The organism is Stenotrophomonas genospecies 5 (assembly GCF_054473825.1).
Genome location: NZ_JBTMUW010000001.1, coordinates 707,565 through 732,496, shown reverse-complemented (window position 1 = coordinate 732,496; position 24,932 = coordinate 707,565). Strand labels below are relative to the sequence as shown.

The window sequence follows — 24,932 nt, the reverse complement described above, 5'->3', positions numbered from 1 at the left end:
CTCCGAAGGATCAACCCGATTGGCGTCGCCGGGACGTCCCGTCCCAGCACGTCCGCCAGGCCTGGCACCCTGCACTGCACCAAGGCCGCTTATCGCCCTCTGCTACCATCGGCGGTTCTGTTCATCGCCCCCCCACCCGCCCGCGATGACACCAAACAACGTAACGAAAACACAGGAGTCTGCATGTCTTCCGAGCTGCTCAAGTCCCTTGGCCTGGACGCGATCAACGCTGGCACGTATCTGGGCAACGGGGAGTGGTCGAGCGCTGCCAGCGGTGAGCTGATCACCCCGGTCAACCCGACCACGGGCGAGCCGATCGCACAGGTGCGTGCGACCACCGAGGCTGAATACGAGACGGTGATCGCCCGCGCCCAGGAAGCGTTCAAGCAGTGGCGCACGACCCCTGCCCCGCGCCGTGGCGAAGCCGTGCGCCTGTGCGGCGAGGCGCTGCGCAGGCACAAGGATGCGCTGGGCTCGCTGGTTGCCCTGGAGATGGGCAAGAGCAAGCCGGAAGGCGATGGCGAGGTGCAGGAGATGATCGACATCGCCGACTTCGCCGTCGGCCAGAGCCGCATGCTGTATGGCTACACGATGCACTCGGAGCGCCCCGGCCACCGCATGTACGAGCAGTACCACCCGCTGGGCCTGGTCGGCATCATTTCAGCCTTCAACTTCCCGGTCGCGGTGTGGAGCTGGAATGCATTCCTGGCGGCGATCTGCGGCGACGTGTGCATCTGGAAGCCGTCCAACAAGACGCCGCTGACCGCCATCGCCTCGATGAAGATCTGCAACGACGCGCTGCGCGAAGCCGGCTTCCCGGACATCTTCTACCTGGTCAACGATGCCGGCACCGCACTGTCGGAAAAGCTGGTTGATGATCGTCGCGTGCCGCTGATCAGCTTCACCGGCTCCACCCAGGTCGGCCGCACCGTCAATGAAAAGGTGGCGCGCCGCCTGGGCCGCTGCCTGCTGGAACTGGGTGGCAACAATGCCATCATCCTCGACGAGACCGCCGACCTGAAGCTGGCTGTGCCGGGGATCGTGTTCGGCGCCGTCGGTACGGCCGGCCAGCGCTGCACCACCACCCGCCGCCTGATCGTGCACCGCTCGATCTACGCCGACGTGCTGGCCACGCTGGTCAAGGCGTACAAGCAGGTGGAAGGCAAGATCGGCGACCCGACCGATGCCGCCAACCTGATGGGTCCGCTGAACAGCGAAGGTGCCGTGCAGCAGTTCCTCGACGCCATTGCCCAGGCCAAGGCCGCCGGCGGCACCATCGAGACCGGCGGCACCCGCATCGACCGCGCCGGCAACTTCGTGCTGCCGGCCATTGTCAGCGGCCTGAAGAACAGTGATGCCGTGGTCCAGCACGAGACCTTCGCGCCGATCCTGTACGTGATGCCCTACGACAGCATCGACGAAGCCATCGACATGCAGAACGGGGTACCGCAGGGCCTGTCCTCGTCGATCTTCACCCAGAATCTGAAGACCGCCGAACGCTTCCTGTCGGCTGCGGGCTCGGATTGCGGCATCGCCAACATCAACATCGGCACCTCCGGTGCGGAGATCGGTGGCGCGTTCGGTGGCGAGAAGGACACCGGTGGTGGCCGCGAGTCGGGCTCGGACGCATGGAAGGTCTACATGCGCCGGCAGACCAACACCATCAACTACTCCGATTCGCTGCCGCTGGCCCAGGGCATCAAGTTCGACCTGTGATGCATCCCGGCCCGGACGTCGCCGAGGGTGGGGCCCCGGCGGGGGCTCCAATCCTCGACTTCAGCGGCCGCCGGGTGCTGGTTGCCGGCGGCAGCAAAGGCATCGGCCGTGAGATGGCCCTGGCCTTCGCTGCGGCCGGCGCCCATGTCTCGGTCTGCGCACGAGGTCAGGCGGGGCTCGACGCCCTGCTGGCCGACGCAGCGGCCCAGGGGGCATCACTGCACGCCTTTGCCGCCGACCTGGCCGACCCCGGCCAGATCGACGCCTGGCTGCATGCGGCCGCAGCGTCCCTGGGCGGCATCGACGTGCTGGTCAACAATGCCACCGGTTACGGCATGGCAGACGATGAAGACGGCTGGGCCGCCAGCCTGCAGGTCGACCTGATGGCCGCGGTGCGGGCCTCGCGGCTCGCCCTGCCCTGGCTGCGCGAATCGAGCGACGCCTGCATCCTCAATCTCTCCTCGATCGCCGCGCAGCAACCCCGGCCGGGGGGCGCTCCCTATGCGGCTGCCAAGGCCGCTCTTTCGCACTACACCACGTCGCAGGCGCTGGCACTGGCGCCGGACCGGATCCGGGTCAACGCCATCGCCCCGGGCTCCATCGAGTTTGCCGACGGTCTGTGGGACCGGCGCAGGACCCGCGACCCGGCGCTGTATCACGGCACCCTGGCAAGAATTCCGTTCGGCCGCTTCGGCCAACCACGCGAGATTGCCGATGCCGCGCTGTTCCTGTGCTCGCCGCTGGCGCGCTGGATCACCGGTCACGTGCTGAACGTCGATGGTGGCCAGGTACTGATGGGCTGAACCGCTCGGGCCGGGCACTGCCCATGGGATTGCCCGGACGGAGGCACTATCATGTGCGTACTGCAAGGAGGACCCGATGAGCGTGGCACCCCGACAGACAAGCGCCCTGGCCGTGGTCAGCCTGGTCATGGGCATTGCCGCCTGGACTGTCCTGCCCTTCGTGGCCAGCATCGTCGCCATCGTCACCGGCCACATGGCCCGCGCCGAGATCCGCCGCCGCCCGCATGAACTCGAAGGCGATGGCCTGGCGGTCACCGGGCTGGTGCTGGGCTGGGTGATGGTGGCAGCCGCCCTGGCGGCAGTCCTGGCCTTCATCCTCTTCTTCGGTGGCCTGGCCTGGCTCGCCGCACTGTCGAACTGACCGCCATGACCTCCTCCGACAGCACCGAACGCTTCAGCAGCCGCGTCGCCGATTATGTCCGTTATCGGCCTGACTACCCGCCGGCGTTGATGGAATGGCTGCATGGACCGATGGGCGTCGGCCACGATGCACGGGTGGCCGACATCGGCGCCGGTACCGGCATTTCCAGCCGTCTGTTCCTCGACACCGGCCATCCTGTGGTCGCGGTCGAGCCCAACGCCGCCATGCGCGCTGCTGCCGAAGGCTGGCTGGCTGCATACCCGTTGTTCCAGGCCGTCGATGGGCGTGCCGAGGCCACCGGCCTGGCAGAGCACAGCGTCGATCTGGTCAGTGCCGCGCAGGCCTTCCACTGGTTCGACACCGACGCCGTCCGTGTTGAATGGCAGCGCATCCTGCGCCCCGGCGGACTGGCGCTGATCTACTGGAACTCACGCCTGCTCGATGCCAGCCCGTTCCTGGTTGGCTATGAGCAGCTGCTGCTCGATTACGGCACGGACTATTCCGCCGTGGCAGAACGCTACCAGGATGACGCCACGATGCAGGCATGGTTTGGCGCCGGGTTGCGCGGCCAGGTGGAACTGCCGAACGTGCAGCACCTGGATCTGGACGCCCTGCGCGGCCGCCTGCTGTCGTCCTCCTATGCGCCACAGCCCGGGCATCCGCGCCATGCGCCGATGCTGGCGGCACTGCAGGATCTGTTCGCGGCCCACGCGGTCAACGGTCAGGTCGCCTTTGAATATCGAACCCGAGCCTTCCTCGGCACGCTGGACTGAACCGACGCATGTATTCGCTTGCCCGCCCCTTCCTGTTCTCGCTCGACGCCGAGCGCGCCCACGGCCTCGGCCTGTCCGCATTGGACGTGGCCTATCGCACCGGCACCACGCCGCTGCTGGCCGCACGCATCGCGCCGCTGCCGAGCACCGTGTTCGGGCTGACATTCCCCAATCCGGTCGGCCTGGCGGCCGGCCTGGACAAGAATGGCGAGCACATCGATGCGCTGTTCGCGCTGGGTTTCGGCTTCGTCGAGATCGGCACGATCACGCCGCGGCCACAGGCGGGCAACCCGACGCCGCGGCTGTTCCGGCTGCCGGCGCACAACGCCATCATCAATCGCATGGGCTTCAACAACGCAGGCGTGGATGCACTGGTGCGCAATGTCGAGCGCGCGCGCAACCGTCGCGGCCTGCTCGGCATCAACATCGGCAAGAACAAGGACACCCCCAACGAGCAGGCCGTCGACGACTATGTGGCCTGCCTCGACAAGGTGTACCCGCTGGCTGACTACATCACCGTCAACATCTCCTCGCCCAACACCGCCGGCCTGCGCGAGCTGCAGGAGGAAACCGCACTGCGCCAGCTGGTCAGCCAGCTGCGTGATCGCCAGGAAGACCTGGCCGCGCGGCACGGCCGGCGCGTACCGATGCTGGTGAAGGTGGCGCCTGACCTCAGCGAGCGCGACATCGACGCTGCTGCGCGCGTGCTCGGCGAGCTGCAGGTGGACGGCGTGATCGCGACCAACACCACGATCGACCACAGCAAGGTGGCCGGCGATCCGCTGGCGAACGAAGCCGGCGGTCTGTCCGGTGCCCCGGTCCTGGAACAGTCCACCCTGGTCCTGCGGCGGCTGCGCTCGCGCCTGCCCGAGTCGGTGCCGCTGGTCGGTGTCGGCGGCATCCTGTCCGGCGCCGACGCAGTGGCCAAGATGGCGGCGGGCGCCTCGCTGGTGCAGTGCTACAGCGGCCTGATCTTCCGCGGGCCGGCGCTGGTATCGGAATGCGTGGAGGCGATCCGCCGCCGCCGCGAAGCGCCCAGCCGTGGCGCGGTGGCGCCGCTGTGAGCACCCCCATGGATAGACTCGACACCGCCGCACCGCTGCGCTGGACACTGACCCGGAACGCGCCGCTGCAGGCGCTGAACACCTTCCACGTGCGTGCCAATGCCGCGCAGCTGCTGGAGCTGCATGACGCATCGCTGTTGCCGGACGTGCTGGCGCTGCCGGAGGTTTCCGGCGGACCGCTGCTGGTGCTGGGCAGCGGCAGCAATGTGCTGATCGCCGACGATGTGCCTGGCACCGTGCTGGTGTTCGGCAACCGCGACATCAGTTTCCTGGAGCATCGCGCCGATCATGCGGTGATCCGCGCCGGTGCCGGCGTGCCCTGGCACGGCCTGGTGATGTGGTCGCTGCAGGAAGGCCTGTCCGGGCTGGAGAACCTGGCCCTGATTCCAGGCACGGCCGGTGCAGCGCCGATCCAGAACATCGGCGCCTATGGCGCACAGGTCGGCGAGTTCATCCAGGCAGTGGAAGCCTGGGACTGCCACGAGCAGGCCTGGGTGCGGCTGGACAACGAACAGTGTGGCTTCGCCTACCGCGACAGCGTGTTCAAGCAGCAGGCAGACCGCTACCTGATCACCGCCATCGAGCTGAAGCTGCCCTTGCTGCACGACCTGCGCATGGACTATGCCGGCATCCGCGAAGAACTGCAGGCGCAGGGCGTGGAGCTGCCCAGTGCCGTGGACGTGGCCAACGCAGTCATCGCGATCCGCCGCCGCAAGCTGCCCGATCCGGAGGTGCTGGGCAATGCCGGCAGTTTCTTCAAGAATCCGGTCCTGCCCCTGGAGCAGGTCGACGTGCTGCTGCAGCATTTCCCGGACCTGCCGGTGTTCCCGGCCGATCGTGAGGACCGGCGCAAGGTCTCCGCAGCGTGGATGATCGAGGCCTGCGGCTGGAAGGGCTTCCGTGAGGGCGATGCAAGCGTTGCTGCCAGCCATGCGCTGGTCCTGGTCAACCATGGCAACGCCACCGGGGCCGAGCTGCTTGCGCTGGCGCGGCGCATTTCCGCGTCGGTGCTGGAGAAATTCGGCGTACCGATCGAACCGGAGCCCCGCCTGCTCGGCGCACAGTGGTGAACACCCCCGCCCTTTCCACCGGCGCCACCCCGATGCGGGCGGCGCTGCTGATGCTCGGCAGCACCCTGGCGTTCGGCATGATGGCGGTGGCGATCCGTTACGCCACCCGTTACGTACCGACCCAGGAGGTCGCCTTCTTCCGCAACGCGTTCGGCCTGCTGGCACTGCTGCCGATGCTGCTGCGGCCGGGCCATGCGCCGCTGAAGACCCAGCAGCTGCCACGCTACTTCGTGCGTAGTGCGATCGGCCTGGGTTCGATGCTGTGCGCGTTCTGGGCGTTGGGCCATCTGCCACTGGCGCAGGCGGTATCGCTCTCGTACTCCACACCGTTGTTCGTCACCATCGCCGCCGTGCTGTGGTTGGGCGAAACCGTGCGTGTGCGCCGCTGGGCCGCAGTGGTGGTCGGTTTCATCGGTGTGCTGGTGATCGTGCGGCCGGGCACCACCGGCTTCACCGCTGGCAGCCTGGTCGCCGTCGCCGCTGCGGTGCTGAGTTCACTGGTGGCCATCCAGATCAAGCAGCTCACCCGCGTGGACAGCGCCGATACCGTGGTGCTCTATACCTACGTCTTCTGGGTGCCGCTTTCGCTGGTTCCGGCAGTGTTTGTCTGGGTCTGGCCCAGTGGCGTGGCCTGGCTGTGGCTGCTGGTCACCGGCGTGATGGGCACGGTCGGCCAGCTGCTGTGGACGCGTGCGCTGCGCCTGGGAGAAGTGTCGGCGCTGACGCCGATCAGCTTCCTGCAGCTGCCGCTGGTGACCCTGTGCGGGTGGCTGCTGTTCAACGAGACCGTGGACCGCTGGACCATCGTCGGTGCGGGCATCATTCTGGCCGCCAACGCTTACATCGCCCACCGCGAGGCCGTGCTGTCGCGGCGGGCGGCGACGGCGGCGGCGTCAGCGGCGGCCAAGCCCGCCGAATGATCCACCGTCAACGCTGCAGCGGCGACGCATCCAGCGCGCGATACGCGCGTTCGGCTGCATCGAACACATTGCCCGGCGCGAACTGTTCGCCCAGGTAGTGCAGCGACTGACGGCGCAGCTGCGGCGAGCGCTCCAGCGCGTCGCCCCCCAGCAGCACCTGTTCGAACTCGATCAGGTCCTGCAGGATCCGCCAGTGCCGGTACCAGGCTATCCAGCGTGGGTCCCCCAGGTCCGGGCCATACCCTTCCACGAAACCGAGCGGACGTTCGCGCCCCCAGCGTCCACCCACCGCCGCGCCGGGGAACATCAGATCCCGCTCGCGCGGCGCCAGGGACAGGCCATCCCAATCAATCAGGTGAAGGTTGCCCTCGTTACCCATCAGCAGGTTTCCCGCATGCAGGTCGGTATGGCACAACCGCAGCGGCGGCCGTTCGTCGCGCAGTTCATCGTGCAGTTCCGACGCGCGGCGGTGGACCTCGGCAATGCGTTCGCGGCGCAGCTCCCAGACGGCCAGGAACGCACTGCCCAACCGATCCTGCGCGACCGGCAAGGCATCGCCCGGCTGCAGCCAGCGCCCAACGGTGGTCAACGCATCCGCTTCAAGGCGCAGGGTCGGCAGCGCGCGTTGCAGCGATTCGGGCACCTCAGCGTCATGCAGCCGGCGCAGCACGTTGCCCAGGCGCAGCCACTGCGCATGGCTGAGCGGCGCCTCGAAACCGGACTGGCCCTCTATGTAGGGAAACAGCGTGAACTGCAGGCCCCAGCGCTGGACCGACGCGCCGCCGGTCAATGCCGGCCATGGCGCCACGATCTCCTCGATGCCCAGGGTGCCCCGCAGCCAATGCAGCGTGTCCCAGACCGCCGGTTGCACCTGGTAGGTGCGGCATTTCAACCACCACTGACCGCGTCGCGCGTCGATGCGGTAAACGCTGGCATTGGCGTCTGCGCCAACCGGGCGAGGCACCACGGCGGCGGTGGTGATGCCATAGGACTGTTGCAGGACTTCGCCGATATGGCGCGCCGAAGCGGATGACATGGAAGCAATCGTGCATTGATACCCGACGTCACTATCGCAGATGGCGCATCGACGGCACAGACATGTCCGTCACAGCACTGTGCTTGCGGGCCGGGCGAGCCATGCCGACGCGGTTGCCACGGCGTCAGCGCGCGTAGTGGCCCAGGAACATGGCGACCGCCGATGCCGCCACCCGCGCGCGCTCGTCGGCCCCCAGCGGCGCCTGCCCCATCGTTACCTGCGGCCAGAAGGCGAAACTCTTCACCAGTCCATGCAGCTGATGGGCGGCGAATTCGGGATCGACCGCACGCAGCCGGCCATCGGCGATCGCTGCACGGATCCAGGCGCTTTCCCCACTCTCCTTCTCGCCCATGCGACAGACGATTGCCTGCGCACGTTCGGGTGAATGGATGATCTCCGCCATGGCAACGCGGGCCAGGTCGATGAAATTGGCATCACCCAGCAGTTCCAGCTTCTGCTCCAGCAACGCGAGCAGCTGCGGCTCCAGTGGCTGCTCCGCACGGTAGGGCAGCTCGACGCCGGCCATGCTGCGTTCCCAGAGTTCCTCCAGAATCAGCGAGAACAGTTCTTCCTTGCTGGGGAAGTGGTTGTAGACCGTGCGTTTGGATACACCGGCCGCTGCCGCGATCCGGTCCATGCTGGTGGCCTCATAGCCGGCCGTGCGGAATTCCTCCACCGCCGCGCGCACGATGGCCTCGCGTTTGCGGTCGGTCAGGCGCTGCGGCGGACGGGACATGGCGACACCAGATAACTGAACGGATACCCCCATTTTACACCGATGAGTATACTTTTCCGCAGCAGGAAACTACACTGTGCAGTGTACCCTGCGGACGTCACCCATGAAGCGCCTGCTCCTTGTCCTCCTGCTTGGAATCCTCGCCGTGACCGCCTACACCTTCTGCAAGTCCTGGTCCCTCCCCGACTTCCCCGACTCCCCGCAATACCGCGAGGGCAAGTTCCACAACGTACTGCCGCGGCCGGCGATGGGCCTGCGCAACGGGCTGGAGATCTGGTGGACCTTCCTGTTCAACAAGCCGAAGGGGACCGTACCCGCGGGCGCCATTCCGGTGCAGGCGCTGGATCGTGCCGCGCTGGAAGCCGCGCCGGATCGCAGCCTGTTCCGGCTGGGGCATTCGACGATCCTGCTGAAGCTGCGCGGCCAGTATTGGCTGACCGACCCGGTCTTCTCCGAACGGGCGTCACCGGTGCAGTGGATGGGCCCTGCCCGCTTCCACGCCCCGCCGATCAGCATCGAACAGCTGCCGCCGATCGCCGGCGTGATCCTCTCGCACAACCATTACGACCATCTGGATCGCGCTGCGGTGATGCAGCTGGCGGGCAAGACCACGCGCTTCATCGCGCCGCTGGGTGTGGGTGATCAGTTGATCGCCTGGGGCGTGGACGCGGACAAGGTCGAACAGCTGGACTGGTGGCAATCGACCGAAGCCGATGGCCTGCGCCTGACCGCCACACCCGGCCAGCACTTCTCCGGCCGCGGCCTGGGCGACAGCGACCGCAGCCTGTGGGCCTCGTGGGTCATCCAGGACGGCGACTTCCGCATCTTCTTCAGTGGTGACACCGGCTACTTCGATGGCTTCAAGGCCATCGGCGAGAAGTACGGCCCGTTCGATCTGACCATGATCGAAACCGGCGCATACGATCCGCGCTGGGCATTCGTGCACATGCAGCCGGAGCAGACGCTGCAGGCCCACCTGGACCTGCGCGGCAAGTGGCTGCTGCCGATCCACAACGGCACCTTTGACCTGGCCCTGCATGACTGGCAACAGCCCTTCGAGCGCATCACCGCGCTGGCAGCCGCGCACGATGTGCCGATCGCCACGCCGATGATGGGCGAGGCGCTGGACATGCAGGCGCCGCAGGCAGGCACGCGCTGGTGGGAACAGGTGGCGCTGCGCTGAGCTTGCCTGGGCGCTGCTGTCACGGGGCGCCGGTTCGTGCAGGCAGTGACCTTACGGACGATGGCTGTCGCGACGCCGTGCAGGGCGTCGCGCCACGCGTCCGCCCTCTCCCCTATTGCAGCGCGTCATGTAAACGATTACACCCCCTGCTAGCGTAGCGCCTGCCCGATCCTGGCCGAACCTCCAAGGCTGTCGACATGACGCTGCGTGCTGATCGCTTCCGCCCCTCCTGGGCCTGCCTGCGCTACGTCGCGCGCGCTCTGCTGCCGCTGGCCGTGATGGCCTCCGCCGCGCAGGCGCAGACACTGCCACCGCGCAGCCAGTGGCAGGCCAGCAGCTCGTCACAGCAGGTCCCGGCGATGGCCATCGGCCATCTGATCGACAACGACCCGAAGACGGTCACCGGCGGCGCCTTCAGCCCCGGACACTGGTTCCAGATCGATCTGGGCGCACCTGCCCTGCTCGGGGGCGCGCGCCTGACCTGGGATGTCTCCAATCCCGAGGGTTACACGCTGCAGACCTCGATGGACGGCCGGCAGTGGCAGACCGCCTACACCATGGCCGACTCGCTGGGCGATGTGGAGACGCTGTACTTCGAACCGCGCCAGGCGCGCTATCTGAGGCTGGCCAGTCCCCAGCGCACGTCGGACTGGGGGGTCTCCATCTTCGAGATGGAACCCTTGGACGCCACGCTCAGTGCACGCGTGCACGGACTCGACAGCGCACAGGCAGCCGCGTTGTGGCAAGGCGGTAGCGGCGTCGCCCTCCCTACCGATGGCAAGGGCAGCCATGTGCTTGAAATCACCCTGCCGCGCGCTCAGCCGGGCACCGGCCTGGCGGTGGAGTGGGCGGGCCAGCGTGGCGCCGCACGCCTGCAGGCCCAGGATGCGCAGGGGCGCTGGCAGCCGCTGGCGCAGGACACACAGGCCGCCAGCCATGCCCAGAGTTGGTTGGCCAGCGATACGGTGCACGATGTGCGTGCCCTGCGGCTCATCGTCGACGGGCCCTCGCCACAGGTCACGCGCCTGCGCCTGCTCGGCCCAAAGGCCGTGATGACGCCGATGAAGCAGTACCAGATCGCCGCCAGCGGCGCGCAGCGTGGCCTGTTCCCGGCGTCGTTGCAGATGCAGCAGACGTACTGGACGGCAGTAGGCGTGCATGCCGGACGGCAGAAGTCGATCTTCGACGAATACGGCAACATCGAGGCATTCAAGGGCGCACCGCTGGTGCAGCCGATCTGGCGCAATGCCGATGGGCGTGCCGCCGGTGCCGCGGAACAGACCGTGCAGCATGCCCTGCGCGACGGCTGGAAGCCGATGCCCTCGGCCGCCTGGTCGCCGCAGCCCGGTCTGGAACTGCGCAGCGAAGCGTTCGCGATCGAGCGCGACGGCCAGCCCGTCACCTTCCTCCGGCATCGACTGCGCAATACCGGTACCACGCCGGTCGAGGGCACGCTGAGCCTGGTGGTGCGGCCGATGCAGATGAACCCGCCGTGGCAGAACGGTGGCCTGTCGCCGATCCGCGACGTGGCCATCGACGGCCAGAGCGTGCGCGTCAATGGTCGTACGCTGCTGCACTCGCTGTCGGCGGTCAGCGCCTCCGGCGCGGCACCGTTCGGCCCGAACGGCGAAACCGAGATCACCTCCGCCATCGCATCGGGCCGGTTGCCCGGCGCACGCCAGGCCACCGATGCGCGTGGGCTGGCGGCGGCGGCACTGGACTACCGGATCACACTGGCGCCCGGCGCCAGCCAATCCGTGGTCGTCGCCTTCCCGCTGGGTACGGCGGCGGCCGACGCCAAGGGTGTACTTCCGGAGCCACCGGCACTGGACCTCGCGCGCCTGCCAGGCGATGCCGATGCCGGCTTCGAGACGCTGGCCGCCGAAGCCTCCGCGGACTGGCAGGCACGATTGGGCCAGGTCGGCCTGCGCCTGCCCGATCCGTCGCTGGTCGACATGCTGCGTGCCCAGGCCGCGTACATGCTGATCAACCAGACCGGCCCGGCCATGCAACCCGGCCCACGCAACTACAACCGCTCCTTCATCCGCGACGGCATGGCCACCTCGGCGGTACTGCTGCGGATGGGCGAAGCCAAGGTCGCGCGCGACTACCTGGCGTGGTACAGCGAACACGGGGTACATGCCAACGGCCTGGTGTCGCCGATCCTCAATGACGATGGCAGCGTCAACACCGGCTTCGGATCGGACATCGAGTACGACAGCCAGGGGCAGTACGTCGCGTTGGTGGCCGATGTCGCGCGCCTCGACGGTGGCCCTGAGTCCGTGCGTGCGTACCTGCCGAAAGTGAAGGCCGCGCTGCGCTTCCTGCAGGAACTGCGTGAGCGCACGCTGGTACCCGGTTACAAGGCCGATCAACCGGCGCCGGAACGCTTTGCCGGCATCCTGGCACCGTCGATCAGCCACGAGGGCTATCCCTCTCCCACCCACAGCTACTGGGACGACTACTGGGGCCTGAAGGGCTGGCATGACGGCGCATGGCTGGCTGAATCACTCGGCGACCACGCCACCGCCACCTGGGCACGCGGGCAGTACAAGGCGCTGTATGACGCACTGCACGCTTCGATCCGCGCGACGATGGCGTGGAAGGGCATCGATTTCATTCCCTCCTCCGCCGATCTTGGCGATGGCGACCCGACCGGCGTCTCCATCGCGCTGGATCCCACCGGTGCGCAGAGCGTGCTGCCGGCTGATGCGCTGCGCACCACCTTTGCCCGCTATCTTGACGACGTCCGCAAGCGCAACCAGCCCGGTGCGCTGTATGCGTACACCCCTTATGAAATCCGCAACGTCCTGAGCTATGTGCATCTGGGCCAGCCCGCAGCGGCCGACGAACTGCTGCAGGGCCTGCTGCGCGACCGTCGCCCGCTGCAATGGCAGGTGCTGGCCGAAGTCGTGCACTCACGGCTGCGTTTTCCGCGCTACCTGGGCGACATGCCGCACACCTGGATCGGTGCCGAATACGGCCGCACCCTGTTCGGGATGCTGATACGCGAGGACGACGATGCCCTGTCACTGCTGCCGGGCACGCCGCCCTCCTGGCTGGCCGGCGATGGCCTTGCGGTGGAGCGCCTGCCGACGGCGTACGGCACGCTGCGGATGCAGGCACAGCAACGCGACGGTACGCTGACCGTGACGCTCGGCGAAGGGCTGCGCAGCGCCACGGCCGTCAAGGTCTGGTGGCCCGCGCGCACGGCACCGAAGCAGGTGCGCGTGGACGGCCGTAGCGTTTCCGACTTCGATGCCGAGGGTGTGCGGTTGGCGAAGCCGTTCAGGACGCTGGAGGCGCGTTGGTAGAGCGGCCGAGCATGGTTCGTCTCTATAGAAGCAGCCTTGGTGCCGGGGCATGCCCGGCGTCAGAGATCCGGCAAGCCCGGCGGGTTGGTCTGCGACTGCGGCACGGCTTCCTCGGTCACGTTCCAGCGCGCCAGTGCCTGTGCGTAGGTGCCGCTGCCGATCTGGGTATTGAGCGCCTGGGTCACCGCATCGGCCAGGCCGCTGCCCTTCCGCGTGGTGACCGAGATCGCAGCAGCGTTAGGCCAACCGCCCGGAAACAGGCCAACGCGCCGCACCTTGCCATCGCGCGCGGAGTACGCGCCGGTGGCGTTGGGTTCGAACGACACATCGGCTCGGCCGGTGATCACGGCCAGGCGGCCGACCACCGAATCATCGAAGTACTGGTATTGCACCGGCTCCAGCCCGGCCGCGATGTTCTGTGCATCCCACTGCCGCAGGATCTGGTCCTGGTTGGTGCTGGCACCGACCACCACCTTCAGGCCAGCGACATCGGCCGGCTTCTCGATCTTCTGGATGGGCCCGTCGGTGCGCGTATAGATGCCGAGCAGGTCATAACGGTAGCTGGAGAAGTCGAACTTCTTCTTGCGCTCTTCGGTCACGGTTACGTTGGACAGCACTGCGTCGTACTTGCCCGACTCCAGTCCCAGCGGCCAGTCGGCCCAGGCGACCGGCACCACCACCAGCTTCAGGCCCAGCGCATCGGCCACCAGCCGTGCGATGTCCGGCTCGATGCCGATCACTTCCTTGCTGTCGGCGCCATAGTCGGCCAGCGGCAACTGACCGGGATGCGTCGCGACCGTCAACGTGCCCGGCGTCACGAAGCGGAAGTCCGCCGGAACCAGCGCCTGCGCTTTCGGATCCACGGTCCCCCGCAGCGCTGGCGCGCCGGCACCGGCCAGGCTGCTGGTCGCTGCGGGCACGGCCTCCGGGGCCTGCCGTGCCCGTGAATAGACGATGCCGGCAATGCCGATGACCAGCACAGCGATGACCAGCAGGGTGCTGCGCGAGGGACGACGAGACGTTGCAGGACTCATGGGGGTCACATCCGGATCAGAGGGTCTTGGCGAGAAAATCGGCGGTGCGCTGCTGGCGCGGGTGTTCAAATATGGCCTCGGGCGTGCCCTGCTCGATCACCCGGCCCTGGTCCATCATCACCACGTGGTCGGCAACGCGGCGGGCGAAGCCGAGTTCGTGGGTGACGATCACCAGCGTGGTGCCGGAACGGGCGAGCTCTTCGATTACGCTGAGCACTTCGGCCACCAGTTCCGGGTCCAGCGCCGACGTCGGCTCATCGAACAGCAGCACCTTCGGCTGCAGGGCCAGTGCACGGGCGATGGCGATGCGCTGCTGCTGGCCACCTGACAGCTGGCGCGGGAACGCATCGGCCCTGTCCGCCAGACCGACGCGCTCCAGCAGCACGCGCGCCTGCTGTTCGGCCTGCGTACGCGGCACACCGCGCACCGCGATCGGCGCCTCGATGATGTTCTCCAGCGCGGTCAGGTGCGGGAACAGGTTGAAGCCCTGGAACACCATGCCGACCTCGGCACGACGGCGGCGTATCTCGCGCTCCGGCAGCTCGTACAGGGTGTCGCCGTCACGGCGATAGCCGATCAGCTGGCCACCGACGCTGACGAAGCCGGTGTCGGCGCGCTCCAGGTGGTTGATTAGCCGCAGCAGAGTCGACTTGCCGGCACCGGACGGGCCGATCAGCACCGTTACGCTGCCGCCGCGCAGTTCCAGGGTGATGTCCTCCAGTACCGGCTGCCCGTCGAACGCCTTGCCGACACCGTGCAGCGATATCGGCGCTCCCTGTCCGGCCTCGGCCGCGCTCGCGATGCGCGGCCGCACCGGAACCGGCGATGCCGCACGCGGCGCGGGCGAGGATACCCGCGACACGCTGCGCTCACGCTGCAGCTGGCCACGCGCGAAGCGCTGCTCCACGCGCCGCTGCAGCAGCGACAGCACGGTCAGGATCACCAGGTACCAGACCGTGGCCACCATCAGCAGTGGCACCACCTCCAGGTTGCGGCGGTAGATCACCTGCACGGTGTAGAACAGCTCCGGCAACGCCAGCACGTAGACCACCGACGTGCTCTTGGCCAGGCCGATCACATCGTTGAAGGCGGCCGGCAGGATCGAGCGCATCGCCTGCGGCAGGATGATGCGCCGCACCTGGCGGCCGCGCGGCAGGCCCAGCGCGGCCGCTGCTTCATACTGGCCGTGATCGACCGAGAGGATGCCACCGCGGATCACCTCGGCCGAGAACGCCGCCTGGTTCAGTGTCAGGCCCAGCACCGCAGCCGTGAACACACCGATCAGCTGGGTGGTGGGATACGAGAACAGGCTGATGCCGGTGAACGGAATGCCCAGTTCGATCGTGCTGTACAGATAGCCCAGATTGTTCAGCAGCAGCAACAGCACCAGCAGTGGAATCGAACGGAACAACCAGACGTAGCCCCACGATACCGCCGACAGCAACGGCGAGCCGGATACCCGTGCCAGCGCCAGCAGCGTGCCCAGCGCGAAGCCCAGGCCGGTGCCGAGCGCGGTCAGCAACAGCGTGCGACCCAGCCCTTCCAGCACCGGGCGGGCGAAGAACCACTCGGCGAAGGTGCCCCAGCCCCAACGTGGATTGCCGAGTACCGACTGCAGTCCGATCAGGATCAACGCCAGCGCCAGGACCGTGCCGAACACCTGCAGCGGATGCCGCGCCGGCACGATCTTCAATGCCGGTGCCGGACGCGCGGCCAGACCCTCGATCGCGGTGGACGGCGTACTCATGCGTGGACTCCCTGCGCGGCGGCAGTGCTTGATGCCGGCGGACGCGCCGGTGCCCGCAGCTGCTTCTCGAACGGCAGATGGGCGATCGATTCCGGGTCGGCAGACAGATCGAACAGTGCGGTGTAGCCATGGCTCAGGTACAGGCCGACCGCCTCAGGCTGGCGGAAGCCGGTGGTCAGGTACACGCGGCGATAGCCCTGGCGTGCGGCCTGGTCTTCAAGCTCCTGCAGCACCCGCCGGGCGATGCCCTGGCGGCGCAGGCCAGGCAGTGTCCAGATGCGCTTGAACTCGGCCGTATCCGGGTCGCGGTGAGGCATGAACGCGCCGCCGGAAATGGCCACGCCCTCACGCAGCAGCAGCACGAATGCTCCCACCGGCGCAGCGAATGCCTGCGCCGGGTAGCGTTGCAACTCCTCGCGCGCACTGCCACCGATGCGTCGCCGCACATCGGCGTAGCGACTGTCGTACTCCTGTTCGAGCCCATCGAACAGCGGCCGCGCCAGTGGATCGTCCACCGAGGTGTAGAGGAAGCGCTCCTCGAACGGTGCCGTACTCATGCTGCGTCCTCCACCAGATAGTGTTCGGCCAGCCGCGCCCAGAGGCTGGCGGCAGGGGCGATGGCCGCATCGTTGAACACGTAGCGCGGGCTGTGCAGCGGCGCACTGTCACCGTTGCCGACGAACACGAAGCTTCCGGGCCGGGCCTGCAGCAGGAAGGCGAAGTCCTCGCTGGCGGTGCGCGGCGCGAAGGCATCCAGCACCTGCCCTGCGCCGAATCCCTGCAGCGCCACCTCACGGATATAAGCGGTCTGCTGCGGATGGTTGATCACGCTCGGGAAGCCACGCGGGAACTCGATCTCGGCGCGCGCCCCGAACGCGGCGGCGGTCTGCTCGGCAAGCTCGGTCACGCGACGGCGCAGCGTGTCGCGAACGTCGGGCAGATAGGCGCGTACGGTCAGCGTCAGCTCCACCACGTCGGGAATCACGTTGGCCGCCTGCCCACCGTGGATCGAACCGACCGTCACCACGCCCATCTGCCGCGGGTCCACGTTGCGCGACACCACACTCTGCAGTGCGGTGACGATGTGCGCGGCGGCGAGGATCGGATCCACGCTTCCCTGTGGCTCCGCACCATGCCCGCCCTTGCCGATCACCCTCAACCGTGCCCAGTCGACCGATGCCATCGCCGGTCCGTCGACAAAGCCGAAGTGCCCCACCGGCACACCCGGCCAGTTGTGCAGTCCGTAGATCGCATCCACCGGAAAGCGCTCGAACAGACCGTCGGCGAGCATCCTTGACGCACCGGAGCCGGTTTCTTCCGCCGGCTGGAACACCAGTTGCAGGGTGCCATCGATGCGCCCGTGCCGGGCCAGGTAATGCGCCGCCGACAGCAGGATCGCAGTGTGGCCATCATGACCGCAGGCGTGCATCCGTCCTTCGTTCTGGCTGGCATAGGGCAGCCCGGACGCCTCCTGGATCGGCAGCGCATCGATGTCGGCGCGCAGCCCGAGCCGGCGGCTGCCCTGACCCCGCTGCAGCGTTCCGACCACACCGGTTCCACCGACGCCCGTGGTCACCGTATAGCCCCACTGCTGCAGGAGTTCGGCTACGCGTGCGCTGGTGCGATGCTCCTCGAAGGCGAGCTCCGGGTGTCGATGCAGGTCGTGGCGGATGGCGATGGCCTCATCGGCGCGTGCGGCTATTTCAGGCAGCACGCCCGTCGGCCCGGTGGGCGCCACAGTCAACGATGCCCGGCGCAGTACGTTCATCGCCTCACCCCACCTTCCGCGCCGGTTCGGCGGCCGTCGAATGACGGCTGGCCTTGTAGGGCAGGCCCAGGTGGTCGCGCAGCGTCTTCCCTTCCAGCTCGCGCTGGTGATACCCGCGCGCCTGCAGGATCGGCAGTACCAGGGTCACGAAATCGTCCAGCCCCTCGCGCTGCGCCGCAAACCCGAGAATGAAGCCATCGCTGGCGCCCGCCTCGAACCAGCGGATCAACTCGTCGGCCACGTGCTCGGGTGTACCGATGAAGTTGGGCCGCGGGCTCACCGCCTGCAACGCGACTTGGCGCAGGCTCAAGCCCTGCTCGCGGGCGTCCTGCTTGATGCGATCGGTGGTGGAGCGGAACGAATTGCTGCCGATCTCGCCCAGCTCGGGGAACGGCGCGTCGGGATCGTACTGGGTGAAATCGTGATGGTCGAAGAAGCGCCCGAGGTAGGCCAGCGCATCGTCCAGGCCTGCGAGTGCGGCAATCGCCTGGTACTTGGCTTCGGCCTCCTCGGCGGTGTGGCCGACAATCGGCCCGATGCCCGGAAAGATCTTCACGTCATTGCCGCTGCGCCCGTGGGCGATGGCCGAATTCTTCACCTTCTGGGTGAAGGCACGGGTTTCTTCCAGCGAGGGCGAGTGGGTGAATACCGCATCGGCATACTTGCCGGCCAGCGCGATGCCGTCGTCGGACGAGCCCGCCTGGAAGATCACCGGCTGGCCCTGCGCCGAGCGCTGGATGTTCAGTGGGCCTTCGACCTGGAAGAAGCGGCCCTTGTGGTCGAGGCGGCGGAACTTGTCGGCGGCGAAGAAGGTGCCCTGTTCGCGGTCGCGGATGAAGGCATCGTCGTCCCATGAATCCCACAGGCCCTGCACCACCTCCAGGTATTCGTCGGCGATCTGGTAGCGCAGCGCATGTTCCGGATGCGGGCGGCCGTAGTTGCGGCCCGATCCTTCCAGCGGCGAGGTCACCACGTTCCAGCCGGCGCGCCCACCGCTGATCAGGTCCAGCGAGGCGAACTGCCGGGCCACGGTGAACGGATCGCTGTAGGAGGTGGACAGCGTGCCGGCCAGGCCGATCTTCTTCGTCGCCGTGGCCAGCGCGGACAACAGCGAGATCGGCTCGAAGCGGTTGAGGAAGTGCGGGGTCGATTTCTCGTTGATGTACAGCCCATCGGCAACGAAGCCGAAGGCGATGCCGTTGTCTTCGGCCGTGCGCGCGATGTCGATGTAGAAGTCCAGGTTGACGCTGGCATCGGCCGGGTTGGACGGATGCTTCCACGCATGCATGTGGCTGCCCGGTCCCTGCAGCATGATGCCGAACGGGATGGGGCGCGGTGTCTTGCTCATGGGTATCGCTCCTGCAGGTCAGGCCACCGCCGCGCGTGGCGCGGGCGACAGCAGTTCAAGGGATGCCAGGCGTGCGTCGAGGTCGGCCACCGGCGCATCGAGGATGAATTCGCCCACGCCGAAGCGGCGGTGCAGTGCGTCCAGTTCCCCGCGCACCTGCTGCGCGTCGCCCGACAGCACGCTGGGCCGCGTCTCTTCGATACGGAAGTCGGTCACGCCCACCTGGCGGGCATACTCGGCCGCGGCGTCCGGGCTGGGCAGGTTCACCGTCTGCCCCGGGCCGAGGTGCAGCTTGTAGACACGCAATGCGCCGACATGGCGCGCCGCCGCCTCGCTGGTGGGCGCCGCGAAAGCGACGGTGGCCAGCAACGGCGGCTGCGTGGATACGGCGCGATAGGCCTCGAACGCCGCTTCGATGTGCTTCGGGTCGCCGTCGAAATGGGCGGCATAGACGAAGCGCCAGCCCAGCTCCGCCGCCTGCCGTGCGCTCTGCGGGCTGGCGCCCAGCAGGAAACGCTCGGCCGCCACCTGCGGCACCGGCCGCGCCTGCGCATTGGCATGCGCATGATCTTCGGCCAGCGAGCCGGACAGGAATCCTTCCAGATCGCGCAGCTGCTGATCGAAATCGGCGAAGGCCGGTCGCCCCGCGGCCAGCGCTGCGGTGGACGCCGGCAGGCCACCGGGTGCCTTGCCCACCCCCAGGTCGACGCGTCCGGGCGCCAGCGCCGCCAGCAGGTTGAAATTCTCGGCCACCTTGTACGGCGCATAGTGGCGCAGCATCACGCCACCGCTGCCGATGCGGATGCGCCGGGTCTGTGCCAGCACCCATGCCGCCAGCACCTCCGGCGCCGGACTGGCCAGAGTCGGTGCGGCGTGATGCTCGGCAAACCAGTAGCGGTGGTAGCCCAGCTGTTCGGCATGCTGGGCCAGCTGCAGGCTGTTGCGCAGCGCCTGCTCGGCGCCTGCGCCTTCGGCCACCGGGCTCTTGTCCAGCACGCTGATGAGGTAGCTCATGTCCGCGTCCTCGCTCAGGGGTGGGCCACAGGAATGCCAAGCAGGCCATTGAGTGCGGCCAGGATCGGCTCGGCACCGGTCACGTACTGCCGGTCCTGGTAGGCACCGTTGGCGTGTTCGCTGCGCACGCCCTGCGGCAGCACCAGCTTCGGCAGCGACTGGTCCTGCTCGCCCACCGCCGCGATCACCTCGCGGCGTGGCCGCGCGAAGCCGATGCGGCGCACGTCCAGCTGTGCATCCAGGCCGTCGATGCTGGACAGCGCGCCTTCCAGCAGCAGGCTGTGCCGGCAGAAGAAGCGCTGGCCCGGCAACTGGCCGTCGACGAACTCGCGATCAAGCAGGAACAGGATGGGTTTGGGGGAGGCAGCTGCAGCCACGGGTTCGTCCTCGTCTGGGCCGGCAATGAAGTGCCGTTTCGCTATCGATGCTAGAGAAGCTGTGCGCCGCGCCCGTACCTGCTGGCGACAATCGCCGGTCGGATCCGGCCACGCAGATGCAGGTTGGCAATAAGCAGACTGCTGGCCGTTATGGGCAGCTCAGGCGATGCGGCGCAGGGGCGCCGGCCCGCTGGCGGCATGCGGCAGCAGATGCCCGGCAGCGCGCTCGGCAGCCAACTGGATGCGCGCCTGCAACGCCGCGCTGTTGATCTGCTCGCCATCGAAATCGGCTGGTGTGGCGTACACGCCGATGGGCAACGTATGCGCCTGCAGGAAGCTGAACAACGGTCGCAGCTGATGGTCGATCACCAGCGCATGCCGCTCGCTGCCCCCGGTGGCTGCCAGCAGCACAGGGGTATCCACCAGCGCCTCGAGGTCGATGAAGTCCACCAGGTGCTTGAACAATCCCGGGTACGAGCCACGATGGACCGGTGCGGCCACCACCAGCAGCTCGGCATCCTCGAGGGTGGCCAGCGCCTGTTCCACCGCGGGCTCGGCCTCGCTGCGCGACAGCGTCTGCCCCAGCGCGCGTGCAATCGGCGCCAGCTCCACCAGTGTCACGCTGGCATGCAGGCGCTGCTGCAGCGCCTCCAGCAGGTGCCGTACCAGCAACAGCGTGCGCGAATTCACCGATGCCGTTGGCGAACCGATAAACGCAACAATCTTCAACCCAGATGACATGCCACTCTCCTCGGTAACGCCGGACGCTGCCCGGCGACGCCATGCCTGAACCTCAGAACCGGTAATTGACCCGCCCGTACCAGAACGCGCCGATCCTGCTGAGCACGTCACCGCTGTCCCAGGTGGTCTCGATGCTGGCCACGTCGGTGGCGCTGCGCGCGTACTCCGGCACCTTGCGGGTGCGCTTGTCGAACACGTTGTTGATGCCCAGCGCCGCACTCCAGCCCGCGCCCAGCTCCACACCGCCGGACAGGTTGGTCACCAGCACCGGTGGCTGCCTGTATTCCACGCCGTTGTTGAGGCGCTTGATCGACCCGTAGTAGGTAACGTCCACATTCGAGCGCCAGCGTCCGTTCTGCCAACCCAGTCCGGCCACCTGGGTGTAGCTGGGCGTACGGAAGCGCAATGCGTACTCGCCGGACTTCGTCAGCAGGTTGATGTTGGGCAGCCCCTGCAGCGCCGCAGGAATGGCGCTGACGCTGCGGATCGTGGTGCGTCCGACGTTGGCGGCATAGCTCCAGCGCAGCTTGCCCCACGATGTGTCCTGGTTCGCCTCCAGCGTCAGCTCCACGCCGCGCGTGCGGGTGTCGCCCACGTTGGTGAAGTAGCTGGCATAGAACGCGTCGCCCGGCAGGATGCTGATGCCGGCCGAACCCAGCAGCGCATCGATCGTGTTCTTCTGCGCGGAGGTCAATACGGTGCCGCTGTTGTCGGTGATGCGCGCCGGATCCTGCGCGTTGTAGCCGATCTGGCTGGACTGGCCGAGCTGGCCGCGGATGTCGATCTGGTAGGCATCCACGGCCAGGTGGAAGGCCGGGCTCGGGTCCCAGGTCACGCCGATGCTGTAGTTGGTGGCCTTCTCCGGTTTCAGCGGGGTGGCACCCAGTGCCACCGCAGCGGGCGAGGACACCTGCGCCACCAGCGTCGTACCGCACGGGCAGCTGCCCGTGGCCTGGTAGAACTGCGCGCCTAGGCTTGGCGCGTGGAAGCCGTTGCTGACCGTCGCACGCACGCCCAGTGCGTCGGTGATGTCGAAGCGGCTGGTCAAGCGTCCGGTCGAGACACTGCCGAAGTCCGAATGGTCTTCCCAGCGCGCGGCCGCATCCAGGTACCAGCGCGAGGTGACGTTGGTCGCCGCCCCCACGTACACCGCCTTGCTGTTGCGCGTGGCTTTCACCGCGTCGGCGGTGGAGTAGCCGACAAACGCAGCGGCACCGAATCCGGTGTACGACTCCCACTGCCCTGCCCCGCGCTCGTAGCGCTCGTGCTGGTACTCGGCACCGGCACTCACTTCCAGGGGTGAGGCAAAGGCCGCCACGTCAAAGCCCCGGCGCAGGTCCAGGTTGGCAATGCCCTGCTGGTAATCCAGCTTGCCGTCATAGAAGTCGGTGGGCGAGCCCGGGTACGGCAGCGAGTAGTTCACCGAGTTGCGGGTATAGGTGCGCACCGTGCTGCGGTTGCCGGTCAGGCTGGCGTCGTAGTCCCAGCCGGCCAGCTGGCCCTTCACGCCGGCGGTGCCGGTGTACTGCTTCTCCTTGGTCTCCAGCACCGGCAGGAAGCCGTCGGGAAACACGCTCAGCACTCCCGGTGTCCGGTACGTGGTGAAGATCGTGGCCGGCAGGCGGAAGTTCTGGATCGCCTGCGCGGTGCGGTCACTGGCAGTGGCGTTGGCGTAGAACTGCGCGCTCTCACCCAGGCCATGGCCCACGTTCACCGCAAACGCCTTCAGCGCATACGACGGTGAGCTGAGGATGGTGTTGGCTTCAGCATCGCGCGTGACCTCGGCAGGGTCCGGCGTCGCACCGGCCGGCAGGCGGTTGTTCGGCCGCAGCGCGACCCGGTTGCCATTGGCATCGATCGCCGGATAGCTCAGATAGCCATCGATGTAGCGTCGCGTCCGGATCGCGTGGTGCTGGCGCGTGGTCTCACCCGAGAGGTTGACGAAGCCGTCCTCACCCCAGGGCAGGCCGACGTTGGCGCGCACGCTGGTACGGGTGCCATCGCCATCGATGCTCTGCCCGCTCTCCACCGACACCTCGCCGCCCTGTGCCTGCGATTTCAGGATGACGTTGACCACACCGGTGATCGCGTCCGAGCCGTAGATGGCGGAGGCACCATCGCGCAGCACTTCCACGTGGTCGATGGCCGACACCGGAATCAGCGCCAGATCCGCCCAGGCGTGGCCAGGAAAGCCGCCGCCGTTGGCACCGCTCACATAGGCACTGGCGTTGCGGCGCTTGCCGTTGACCAGCACCAGCGTGTAGCCCGGTGAAAGATTGCGCAGCTGATAGCCGCGGATCAGGCTCTCCTGGTCGCTCTGGTAGCCACCGATCTGGCTCAGCGACGGCAGGCTGCGCTGCAGCGCTTCGAGCAGGTTGGCCTGCCCGGTCGCAGCAAGATCCTCGGCGGAGATCACGTCGATGGGCGTGGAGCTGTTCTTGACCGTGCGCGTGCTGGTGCGCGAGCCGGTCACCACCACTGCGTCCAGGGTGGATGCAGCGACGTTGGCGGCGGCCGCTGTGGTTGCCGGCTGCGCATCGGCGTCTGCCGCATGCACGGGGGCCGCTACCAGGGCGGCGGCGATCAACACAGCAAGAGGACTCAGGACGGGGGCGTAGGCGGCAGGCATGGGGGCTCGTGGGGTGGGCCGGAAACACGCTTCCATTCAAGGGCCTGTTCACCCGCCACGACAGGCGTGATCGCGTCACCCAGCCGTAACATCCGGCCACCCACATGACCGCTGGTAATGACGTTAGGCAGCGCACTTGCATGGGGTCGGATCCCTTTCGAAGGAAACGGATCCGACCCCAGCCGCCATATATCCCGCAGGCATCACCTCATGACCGCATGCCACGCGGCGGCATGCACCATCACCGGTAGCATCAGGCCATGCCCATCCACGCTGCCGATTCCACCGCGCCGACCGTCGCCATCGTGGCCTGCCACGGCCAGGGCTTGTTCGAGTTCGGTTGTGCGGTGGGCCTGTTCGCACCGGTGCGTCCGGAACTGGGCGTGGCGTGGTACCGCACGCAGCTGTGCGCGGGCGAACCCGGTGCACTGCGCATGCTCGGCAATACGCAGGTGCAGTTGCCGCATGATCTCAACGCGGTGGACGATGCGGACATCATCGTCATTCCCGGTTGGCGCGAACCCAGTGAACGCCCGCCGCAGGCGTTGCTTGATGCGCTCGTCCGCGCCCACGCGCGCGGCGCCCGCATCGCCTCGATCTGCTCGGGCGCCTTCGTGCTGGCCTGGGCCGGCCTGCTCGATGGCCGCCAGGCCACCACCCACTGGCGGCTCACCGAAACGCTTGCGCAGCAGTTCCCCCGCATCGGCGTGCGCGACGACGTGCTCTACGTCGACGCCGGCAGCATCATCACCTCGGCCGGTTCGGCCACCGGCATGGACATGATGCTGCACATGGTGCGCAAGGATTACGGCGCACGCGTGGCCAACCTCGTTGCCGAGCGCCTGGTGCTGGCGCCCTGGCGTGATGCCGGCCGCAGCCAGCGCGTCAGCCGCGCCATTCCCAGCGGCGAGCCGACGCGCCTGGCCAAGCTGATGGAATGGATGCGGCGCAACCTGCGCGAACCGCACTCGCTGGGCAGCCTCGCCGAACAGGCCGCGTTGAGCCAACGCACCCTGCAACGGCAGTTCCTCGACGCCACCGGCCTGTCACCCATCGACTGGCTGATCCGCGAGCGGGTGGCTTTCGCCCGCGAGCTGCTGGAAACCACCGACCGCCCCCTGCACTGGGTCGCCGAGCAGGCCGGTTTCGGCTCACAGGAATCATTCCGCCGCCATTTCCGCGGACTGGTCGATGCCAGCCCCACCGAGTACCGCAGCCTGCATCGGCAGGGCATCGAAGCCGATCGACTGGTGGGCTGCTGAGGGTAGGCCTGCGGCAACGTCCGCCTTTCCACTCCG

21 protein-coding genes are annotated in these 24,932 nt (G+C 67.7%); 10 read left to right on the top strand and 11 right to left on the bottom strand.

Features of this window, described 5'->3' with window-relative positions; all coding sequences use genetic code 11:
- Positions 1-183: 183 nt before the first annotated feature.
- The 7 genes from amaB (at position 184) to ACX9OW_RS03510 (ending at position 6,707) form a co-directional block, all read left to right on the top strand.
- Complete coding sequence (gene amaB / locus ACX9OW_RS03540; RefSeq protein ID WP_111186677.1) at positions 184-1,716, top strand: L-piperidine-6-carboxylate dehydrogenase; 1,533 nt, start codon at positions 184-186, stop codon at positions 1,714-1,716.
- Positions 1,716-2,519 carry an SDR family NAD(P)-dependent oxidoreductase gene (locus ACX9OW_RS03535; protein WP_065175565.1) on the top strand — a complete coding sequence of 268 codons (804 nt, stop codon included), beginning with the start codon at positions 1,716-1,718 and terminating at the stop codon, positions 2,517-2,519. The genes amaB and ACX9OW_RS03535 overlap by 1 nt, the downstream gene beginning before the upstream one ends.
- Positions 2,520-2,595: 76 nt before the next feature.
- Positions 2,596-2,880: a DUF4190 domain-containing protein gene (locus ACX9OW_RS03530; protein WP_053517549.1), complete on the top strand. Its 285-nt coding sequence runs from the start codon at positions 2,596-2,598 to the stop codon at positions 2,878-2,880.
- Positions 2,881-2,885: 5 nt separating this feature from the next.
- Positions 2,886-3,653 (top strand): class I SAM-dependent methyltransferase, encoded by a 768-nt coding sequence (locus ACX9OW_RS03525; protein WP_065181374.1) that lies wholly within the window; start codon positions 2,886-2,888, stop codon positions 3,651-3,653.
- An 8-nt stretch (positions 3,654-3,661) separates the two neighbouring features.
- Entirely contained in the window at positions 3,662-4,717 is a 1,056-nt protein-coding gene (locus ACX9OW_RS03520; RefSeq protein ID WP_065181373.1) for a quinone-dependent dihydroorotate dehydrogenase, read from the top strand.
- A gap of 8 nt (positions 4,718-4,725) precedes the next feature.
- Positions 4,726-5,787 carry a UDP-N-acetylmuramate dehydrogenase gene (murB, locus tag ACX9OW_RS03515; protein WP_459061943.1) on the top strand — a complete coding sequence of 354 codons (1,062 nt, stop codon included), beginning with the start codon at positions 4,726-4,728 and terminating at the stop codon, positions 5,785-5,787.
- 32 nt (positions 5,788-5,819) lie between these two features.
- Complete coding sequence (locus ACX9OW_RS03510; RefSeq protein WP_065175629.1) at positions 5,820-6,707, top strand: DMT family transporter; 888 nt, start codon at positions 5,820-5,822, stop codon at positions 6,705-6,707.
- Between the two features lie 7 nt (positions 6,708-6,714).
- On the opposite strand, the gene ACX9OW_RS03505 is transcribed toward ACX9OW_RS03510, so the two are convergent.
- Complete coding sequence (locus ACX9OW_RS03505; protein ID WP_053517554.1) at positions 6,715-7,743, bottom strand: aminoglycoside phosphotransferase family protein; 1,029 nt, start codon at positions 7,741-7,743, stop codon at positions 6,715-6,717.
- Positions 7,744-7,867: 124 nt separating this feature from the next.
- Positions 7,868-8,479 carry a TetR/AcrR family transcriptional regulator gene (locus tag ACX9OW_RS03500; protein WP_065175563.1) on the bottom strand — a complete coding sequence of 204 codons (612 nt, stop codon included), beginning with the start codon at positions 8,477-8,479 and terminating at the stop codon, positions 7,868-7,870.
- 103 nt (positions 8,480-8,582) lie between these two features.
- Here ACX9OW_RS03500 and ACX9OW_RS03495 point away from each other — a divergent pair, with 103 nt between their 5' ends.
- Both ACX9OW_RS03495 and ACX9OW_RS03490 read left to right on the top strand, forming a co-directional pair.
- Positions 8,583-9,662 (top strand): MBL fold metallo-hydrolase, encoded by a 1,080-nt coding sequence (locus ACX9OW_RS03495; RefSeq protein WP_346475702.1) that lies wholly within the window; start codon positions 8,583-8,585, stop codon positions 9,660-9,662.
- Between the two features lie 197 nt (positions 9,663-9,859).
- Complete coding sequence (locus ACX9OW_RS03490) at positions 9,860-12,976, top strand: galactose-binding domain-containing protein (protein WP_459061942.1); 3,117 nt, start codon at positions 9,860-9,862, stop codon at positions 12,974-12,976.
- 59 nt (positions 12,977-13,035) lie between these two features.
- Here the strand turns inward: ACX9OW_RS03490 and ACX9OW_RS03485 are convergent, their stop codons facing one another.
- The 9 genes from ACX9OW_RS03485 to ACX9OW_RS03445 form a co-directional block, all read right to left on the bottom strand.
- Positions 13,036-14,010, bottom strand: a complete 975-nt coding sequence (locus tag ACX9OW_RS03485) for an ABC transporter substrate-binding protein (protein WP_065175560.1) — start codon at positions 14,008-14,010, stop codon at positions 13,036-13,038.
- A 16-nt stretch (positions 14,011-14,026) separates the two neighbouring features.
- Positions 14,027-15,757 (bottom strand): amino acid ABC transporter permease/ATP-binding protein, encoded by a 1,731-nt coding sequence (locus ACX9OW_RS03480; protein WP_459061941.1) that lies wholly within the window; start codon positions 15,755-15,757, stop codon positions 14,027-14,029.
- Complete coding sequence (locus ACX9OW_RS03475) at positions 15,754-16,314, bottom strand: GNAT family N-acetyltransferase (protein ID WP_459061940.1); 561 nt, start codon at positions 16,312-16,314, stop codon at positions 15,754-15,756. The genes ACX9OW_RS03480 and ACX9OW_RS03475 overlap by 4 nt, the downstream gene beginning before the upstream one ends.
- Positions 16,311-17,525: a M20 aminoacylase family protein gene (locus ACX9OW_RS03470; protein WP_053517561.1), complete on the bottom strand. Its 1,215-nt coding sequence runs from the start codon at positions 17,523-17,525 to the stop codon at positions 16,311-16,313. The genes ACX9OW_RS03475 and ACX9OW_RS03470 overlap by 4 nt, the downstream gene beginning before the upstream one ends.
- A 4-nt stretch (positions 17,526-17,529) precedes the next feature.
- The gene (locus ACX9OW_RS03465; RefSeq protein ID WP_459061939.1) at positions 17,530-18,873 is read right to left on the bottom strand and encodes an LLM class flavin-dependent oxidoreductase; all 1,344 of its coding nucleotides are present in this window, start codon (positions 18,871-18,873) and stop codon (positions 17,530-17,532) included.
- An 18-nt stretch (positions 18,874-18,891) separates the two neighbouring features.
- Positions 18,892-19,887, bottom strand: a complete 996-nt coding sequence (locus ACX9OW_RS03460) for an LLM class flavin-dependent oxidoreductase (protein WP_459061938.1) — start codon at positions 19,885-19,887, stop codon at positions 18,892-18,894.
- A gap of 14 nt (positions 19,888-19,901) precedes the next feature.
- Positions 19,902-20,264 (bottom strand): DUF3088 family protein, encoded by a 363-nt coding sequence (locus tag ACX9OW_RS03455; protein WP_053517565.1) that lies wholly within the window; start codon positions 20,262-20,264, stop codon positions 19,902-19,904.
- Between the two features lie 159 nt (positions 20,265-20,423).
- On the bottom strand, positions 20,424-21,005 hold the full coding sequence (gene msuE, locus ACX9OW_RS03450) for an FMN reductase (protein ID WP_459061937.1): 582 nt from the start codon (positions 21,003-21,005) through the stop codon (positions 20,424-20,426).
- Between the two features lie 52 nt (positions 21,006-21,057).
- On the bottom strand, positions 21,058-23,634 hold the full coding sequence (locus ACX9OW_RS03445; RefSeq protein ID WP_459061936.1) for a TonB-dependent receptor plug domain-containing protein: 2,577 nt from the start codon (positions 23,632-23,634) through the stop codon (positions 21,058-21,060).
- 260 nt (positions 23,635-23,894) lie between these two features.
- On the opposite strand from ACX9OW_RS03445, the gene ACX9OW_RS03440 reads away from it, so the two are divergent.
- A complete protein-coding gene (locus ACX9OW_RS03440; protein ID WP_277381695.1) occupies positions 23,895-24,896 on the top strand; it encodes a helix-turn-helix domain-containing protein in 1,002 nt (333 codons plus the stop codon).
- The last annotated feature ends 36 nt before the right edge of the window (positions 24,897-24,932 follow it).